The organism is Chloroflexus sp. MS-G (genome assembly GCF_000735195.1).
Classification (GTDB): Bacteria; Chloroflexota; Chloroflexia; order Chloroflexales; family Chloroflexaceae; genus Chloroflexus.
The window spans coordinates 1-7,096 of record NZ_JPIM01000165.1 but is presented as its reverse complement, the minus strand read 5'-3'; the positions used below and the strand labels follow the sequence as shown (position 1 = coordinate 7,096).

Genomic DNA, 7,096 nt, shown 5'->3' with positions numbered 1-7,096 from the left:
TGGGGATCGGAAATATGAGCGTGTGTGAGAACCACGACCAAAATCCGATAACTCCGAAAACCCATGCCCCACCACTTAACCGCTTCTCATAGTAGTCAAAATTTGGTATAATCAATATTCAAGAATGGTACGGATCTGGTACGCGCTAGCGATCCCCCACTGAGTCCCCCTCGGTCGAGTACGGACGCAACGCAACCCCACCGGCCAATGAACCCTTCGTTGTTCTGTTAGAGGAGTAGCGAGCCATGAGCTTCGCAGACAAGACCCTTACCTGTCGGGATTGTGGGATGGATTTCGTCTTTACAGCGGGCGAACAGCAATTCTACGCCACCAAAGGCTTTATCAATGAGCCGGTGCGTTGCCCGTCTTGCCGGAAGGCGCGCAAGACCCAGATGAGCGGATCATCTGAACGTAGACGACCGGTAAACGCACCCTCAGAAACTCGCGAGCGAGTGAATTATAAGGTGACCTGTGCCGGTTGTGGTCAGGAGACAACTGTACCCTTCGTACCTCGTGGCACAAAACCGGTCTACTGTAGCGCATGCTTCAACCGGATGCGCAGTAGTCAGCGCACGACGTTTTAGGACGCTGCTTACAGCCATCCAGAAGGAATAAAACACGACACCCCATGCCTCGCTCATGTCCGCCATGGCACGATGCCCACCGGGAAGGCCTGATGAGCAGCTATGCAGGTAGTCGATTATGCGCATAGATCATTCGACAATCACTGGAACCCAATTGGAGGGGCGAGGTGATGCCTCGCCCCTCTCCCTCTGTATGTGATACCGTCGGCATTAGCCTGGTCGAACATCGTGTTTTCTCCTTCCTCGCCCCGTGTGAACGAGGCAGCGAATTGGAAGGGAAGGTGCAAGGCTAGCTTCCCCCTTCCTCGCCCCTGGTAGAAGAGGGAGGGGGTTGGGTGAAGTTGCGAGAGGCCAACCATTCTACCGCAACGTGCGCCGCCTTCCACGCGAACCCATCAGTTGGCACATCCCCGCAAAGGGGAGTAGGAGCTTGAAACCTGCCTCTAACAGAACCCTGAGAGCACACGCCACTGGCCCGCGTTGGTGTGCTGGCAAATCTATGTCAGTGAGCGCAGGCAGGTGAAACTCGCCCTGGCCGTGCGCTGACAGGCGTGATCGACAAGAACACAGAGAGCCTAGCTACAGACCTCTATCAGCACAGGATGTTACCTCTTCTGCACTCGTTTCTCTTTCCTCTCCCCTCACCGCTGACGAGTAGGGTAAAAACTATACGAAACGGTATTGTTGCTCTAAATACTGTTGCATAAAAAATTAAATCATGGTATAATTACCCGCGGTTTCCACTACCAGATCAAAATGCCAATGGAGTCAGCCTGCCTTGTCGCACAAAAGAGGTCAAGTTATGCACCGCCGCACCGTCCGCCTACTCATCGCTCTCCTGATCGTCGCCGGTTTGCTACGTCTACTCATTCCGCCACCCGCTCTGGCCGCTGGTGAAGAGGTGCGTAGTAATTTGAACGGTTGGGGTACCACACCGTGGAGTATGTCTGCCTCGCTCGGTGGTACCTTTATCTACGTCAGTGGTCAAATAACTAACCCTGACAATCCCAGCACCCAGTTCAAGTTCTACAAGAATAGTAATCTGTGGTATGGAAAATTTGACACGACTCCGATCAGTTTTGGTAGTATCTTTACCGGTCTCAGCAGTAGTGGCAGTGCACCTAATATAATTTTTAACCACATCAGTGGCCGCTACTACGTCTTCAAGTGGGATGGTGATGGGCGTGGGGTTGTCTTCCAGCTTACTGCATCACCGGCGGCAATTACCGGGGTAAGCCGCACGCCAACAACACCCACCGCCGGGCAGGCAGTGACGGTAACGGCAACAACGAATGTGCCTCCACCCGCCGAACAGGCTCTCTGGCTACGGTATGCGCTCAATAGTAACTGGAGCAGTTCGACAGTCGTGAAGATGACCGGCAGTGGCACATCATTCAGTGCCACCATTCCGGCTCAGAGCGCCGGTACCACGGTGAGTTATTACGTGTTTAGTTCTGGTAATGTCAGCAGCATTGCTGGTGCCGATGCTGATCTGATGACGATTACTTACGATACGAACGGTGGCAGTAACTACAGTTATACCGTTAGCAGTGGAACGAGTGCAATTTCCCCAACCCAGACACGGGCGCTGTGGCTTGATCTGAATACCATTGCCTGGAATGGTGGCCCGGCAGCCAGCTTTCGCCTGTTGTACGATCCTGATGGCGGGATAACAACCGCTGCCGAGACAACGACATGTACCTTCCCAACACCGGCTGCACCATGCTACGTTCCCTTGACAGCAAGCGGCACGGTGAGCGGGTCGGTCAAGAACCCGAATGCCAATGGCCTTACCCGATTGCTGACCGGGCTGAGTGCCGCTGATGCGCGTCATCTGTTGCGTGGTCAGGTGGTGGTTGCCGCTTATAACGGTAGTGGGTCGCGCATTGACGCGACCGGCGTACAGATTCAGGGTGTCCTCGATGACCTCTACGCAGCCAGTGCCACGACTCAGACGCTAGGGGTAAGCTATAGCGGTGCAATACCGACCGTCAGACTCTGGGCGCCAACGGCTAAATCTGTTTCATTACGGCGGTTTGCAAACTCGACGACCAGCACCTACACCGACCACCCAATGACGCTCGACCCGACCAGTGGTGTCTGGAGCATTACCGGTGATGCCAGTTGGGATCGACAGTTTTATCTGTTTGCCGTTGAAGTCTATGTCCCGTCACTCGATGCAGTGGTCACAAACCTGGTGACCGATCCCTACGCTGTCAGTCTCTCGCAAGACGGTGCAGCAGCGGACGATGTGCGTAGCCAGTTCGTTAATCTCAATGATGCCGACCTCAAACCGGCCGGTTGGGATACGCTAAGCAAGCCGGCGCTTGTCAACCCGGAAGATATTGTGATCTACGAGGTACACATTCGTGACTTTAGCGCTAATGACTCTACGGTTGCCCCAGCCGACCGTGGCACGTACCGCGCCTTTACTTACGATGGTACCGGCCCGCATCCAAACACCATCTTATCTGACGGCATGAACCACCTGCTTCAGTTACGGCAAGCCGGTTTGACCCACATTCATTTGATGCCGACCTTCGATATTGCCTCGGTGATCGAGAAGTCCAGTGACCGTACTGAACCGACAATTTCGTTCAACCCGGCCACTGATCGGGCTTCAAGTAATCCACAGGCCGTAGTTGGTGCAGCGCGGAACACCGACAGCTTCAACTGGGGCTACGACCCGTACCATTACGGTGTGCCAGAAGGCTCATACAGTACCAATCCCGATGGAGTGACACGCATCCTTGAGTTCCGTGAGCTGGTACAAACTCTGAACCAGAATGGCTTGCGGGTGGTAATGGATGTTGTCTACAACCACACGGCGGCCAGCGGTCAGGCTGACAAATCGGTGCTTGATAAGATTGTGCCCGGATACTACTACCGCTACGACACAAACGGCACCCTGTATCAGTCATCATGCTGTGCCGACACCGCCAGCGAATACGCCATGATGGAGAAGCTCATGATCGATACGGTCGTGCGCTTCGCCACAGCGTATAAGATCGATGGCTTCCGCTTCGACTTGATGAACCTGCATACCCGTCAGAATATGCTCAATGTACAGGCGGCGTTGCAAGCGCTCACCCCGGCAAGCCACGGTGTCGATGGGAGCAAAATATATCTGTACGGCGAAGGGTGGGATTTCGGATCGGCCAAAGACAAAGGTCTTACTGTCTGTCCGCACTGCTATGCCCACAAGCACAATATGACCGGCAGCGGCATCGGTCTCTTTAACGATGTGATTCGCGATGCCGCTCATGGTGGCTACAGTACCGACAGCGTTGGTATTCGCCGTCAGGGTTTTATCAACGGTCTGAGCTACGACTGGAACGGCTACAATTATCCCAACCGCTTCCAGAGTGATCTCCATGTAACCATGGATACCCTGCGTTCAGCATTGCGCGGTAGTGGTACCGACTGGAACGGTCAGGGGAACCCCTTCACTGATGATCCACAAGAGGCCATTAACTACGTCGAAAAACATGACAACGAAACCCTCTTTGATCAGAATATTTTCAAATTACCTAACGGGGACGGCAGTGGTAACCCTGGCTGGATCGGGAGTAGCATTCCAACCACTTCAATGAGTGATCGCGTCCGTAGCCAGAACATGGGGGTGAGCCTGATCGGCTTAGCGCAGGGTATTCCCTTCTTCCACATGGGACAGGATATTCTGCGCTCGAAATCGCTGGATCGCAACAGCTACGACTCAGGTGACTGGTTTAACCGTGTCTATTGGGATCGCAGCGCCAACAATTTTGGCCGCGGCTTGCCACCGTCGTGGGATAACGCTTCGCGCTGGGGTATAATGACGCCCTTGCTCAATAACAACGCACTCGATCCTACGTCGAGCGACATGAACTTCGCTGCTGCACACATGCGCGAGACCCTGCGCTTGCGTATGAGTTCACCCCTCTTTCGGCTAACCACCGAGTCGGCCATTAATGCCCGTGTCAGCCATTACAACACCGACAACAGTCGTGATGCGCTGATCGTGATGCGACTTTCTGATGAGGTTGATCCTGATCTCGATCCAAACTGGGAAAATATTCTAGTCTTTTTCAACGCGAACAAAGTTGCTCAGTCGATCACGATTCCTAACGCCAACGGCTTCACCCTACACCCACTTCATACCAATGGTATAGATGATGATCCGGTTATCGCTACTGCAACCTTCAACGACGCGACCGATACCTTTACCATTCCACCACGGACAACGGTTGTCTTCGTTTCAACACAAGCACTTGAACCACCGAGTACGATTGACTGGGTTGGCTTGATGTACCCACGTGGCGGCGTTGCCCATGCCATCAACGAGGGAAGTTTTGCCCCTTCCGGTTTCGATGTCTACATACAGGTGTACGAGGCCGGGGTGACACCTGGCGTCGGGCAGGGAGCGGGCATCGCATGTTACCTGCACTGGGGGCGCTACGGTCAGCCGTGGAACGATCTTCCAATGGTCTACAATACCGACATCGGGAACAATGATGAGTATCGGGCAACGATCCCCAAGACGGTTTTAGAGAGTCTGACACCGGGTACCTATGGTTTTACCACCTACTGTAAGAAGCCAGGTGAAGGGCCAAAGTGGAAAGGAGATAGCTACGACATCAACGGTAATGTCACCGATGACGACCAGGGCGACGGTCTGATCACGATTATCCCGACTGCGGACAGTGCTCCTGAACTGGCAGGTGGTGTCTTTGTGCATCTCTTCGAGTGGCGCTGGGCCGACGTCGCTAAAGAATGTACCTTCCTTGCCCAAAAGGGTTACACTGGTGTCCAAGTCTCACCACCAAACGAGCATATCGTGCCGACTGCTGATCTCGGTGGGAACCCCGCTAACGACTTCCCATGGTGGGCACGCTACCAACCGGTTACTCACGATACCACGCGCTTTACCAGTCGCAGCGGGACGTGGGCCGAGTTCCAGCAGATGGTTACCGACTGCAACAATGCCGGTGTAGACGTTATTGTTGATGCGGTGATCAACCACATGGCCGATATTGAAGTTGGCAGCCCGGCTACTGGAACGGCGGGTACCCAATACAAGTCGCAACCGGCAGCCAGTCGCTTCTACGGTACCCAATATCTGCCCGACGATTTCCATCCCGATTGTCTCATTACCGATTACAAGGATCGCTACCAGGTACAACGCTGCCAACTGGCAGGGTTACCCGATCTCGATACCGGCAAATCAACAGTACAAACTAAACTGCACAACTATCTGCAATCGCTGCTGAATGCCGGTGTACGAGGCTTCCGTATCGACGCTGCCAAACACATGGCTGCTCATGAAGTTGGTGCAATCCTTGCCGGTTTGACCCTCCCTGGGGGCAGCAAACCCTACATCTTTAGTGAAGTCATCGATATAGACACCACCGAACGCATCCGCGACTGGGAATATACGCCTTATGGCGATGTCACAGAATTTGCTTACAGTGTGAGCGTCATCGGTAATAGCTTTAACTGCGGCGGCTCTCTGAGCAGCTTGCAAACCCTCACCAACGGCCTGCTGCCATCACGCTTTGCCCAAATCTTCGTTGATAACCACGACAACCAGCGTGGTCACGGCCCCGGTGGCGCATGTGTCGTTGACCATCGCGACGGTAAAATACACTTGCTGGCAAACATCTTCACCCTCGCCTACCCTTACGGCCATCCATCGGTCATGTCGAGCTACTACTGGACAACGAATCCCAACAGTAACGCTGGCGATAGTCTTGGCCCACCGAGCAGCAACGACGGTGGCATAACATGGGGGCCAGGTCTGGGAGCCGATACCCGTCCGGTATACGGCCCCGGCCAGCCAGCAGGCGCATATCCGGCGAACTGTGCCGGTACCTACCCCAATCCCGTCACCAGTACCGATCTTGGCAAGTGGGTCTGCGAGCATCGCCATCCGGCTATTGCAAACATGGTGCAGTTTCGCCAGACGACCAACGGCGAACCGGTAACCAACTGGCAAAACATTGGTGGCACACCGACCAACCATATTGCCTTTGGGCGCGGCAACAAAGGATTTGTAGCCATTAACAACAGTCTGACGTCAGCAACAACCACTTACCAAACTGGCTTGCCAGCAGGCTTCTACTGCGATATTGTCCACTACGACTTTGTCAATGGTATCTGCGTTCTCTCCGGTACCACAACACCGGTACCGGCCAGTGCCCTGATTGAAGTCAATGCCAGTGGTCAAATCGTGAACTATAGCCTGTCTGCGCAGGATGCCTTTGCCATTCACATCAACGCCCGTCCGCAATACCAGATCACGGTCAACGCTGCCCCAGGCGGGAGTGGAACGGTGAGCGGTGGCGGCGTGTATATGCACGGCGCTCTGGTGACAGTCAATGCAGTAGCGGCAAGTGGCTACACATTTGTGAACTGGACGGAAGGGTCTACAGTGGTCGCCACAACTGCCAGTTATAGCTTCCCGGCAACAAATAACCGTTCACTAACTGCCAACTTTGCGCCAGTAGCTACGAACACGCCGACCAACACGCCGA

General features: G+C 54.3%; 2 protein-coding genes. Both read left to right on the top strand.

Translation table 11 applies throughout. From position 1 onward, the window contains the following. Positions 1-245 precede the first annotated feature (245 nt). On the top strand, positions 246-584 hold the full coding sequence (locus JE47_RS21450; protein ID WP_081910075.1) for a zinc-ribbon domain containing protein: 339 nt from the start codon (positions 246-248) through the stop codon (positions 582-584). 802 nt (positions 585-1,386) lie between these two features. Then, a partial coding sequence (gene pulA, locus JE47_RS0118880; RefSeq protein WP_031461244.1) for a pullulanase-type alpha-1,6-glucosidase occupies positions 1,387-7,096 on the top strand: 5,710 nt, incomplete at its 3' end.

Coding starts and splice junctions, on each gene's coding strand:
- JE47_RS21450 (WP_081910075.1), top strand. CDS start 246: ATGAGCTTCGCAGACAAGACCCTTACCTGTCGGGATTGTGGGATGGAT.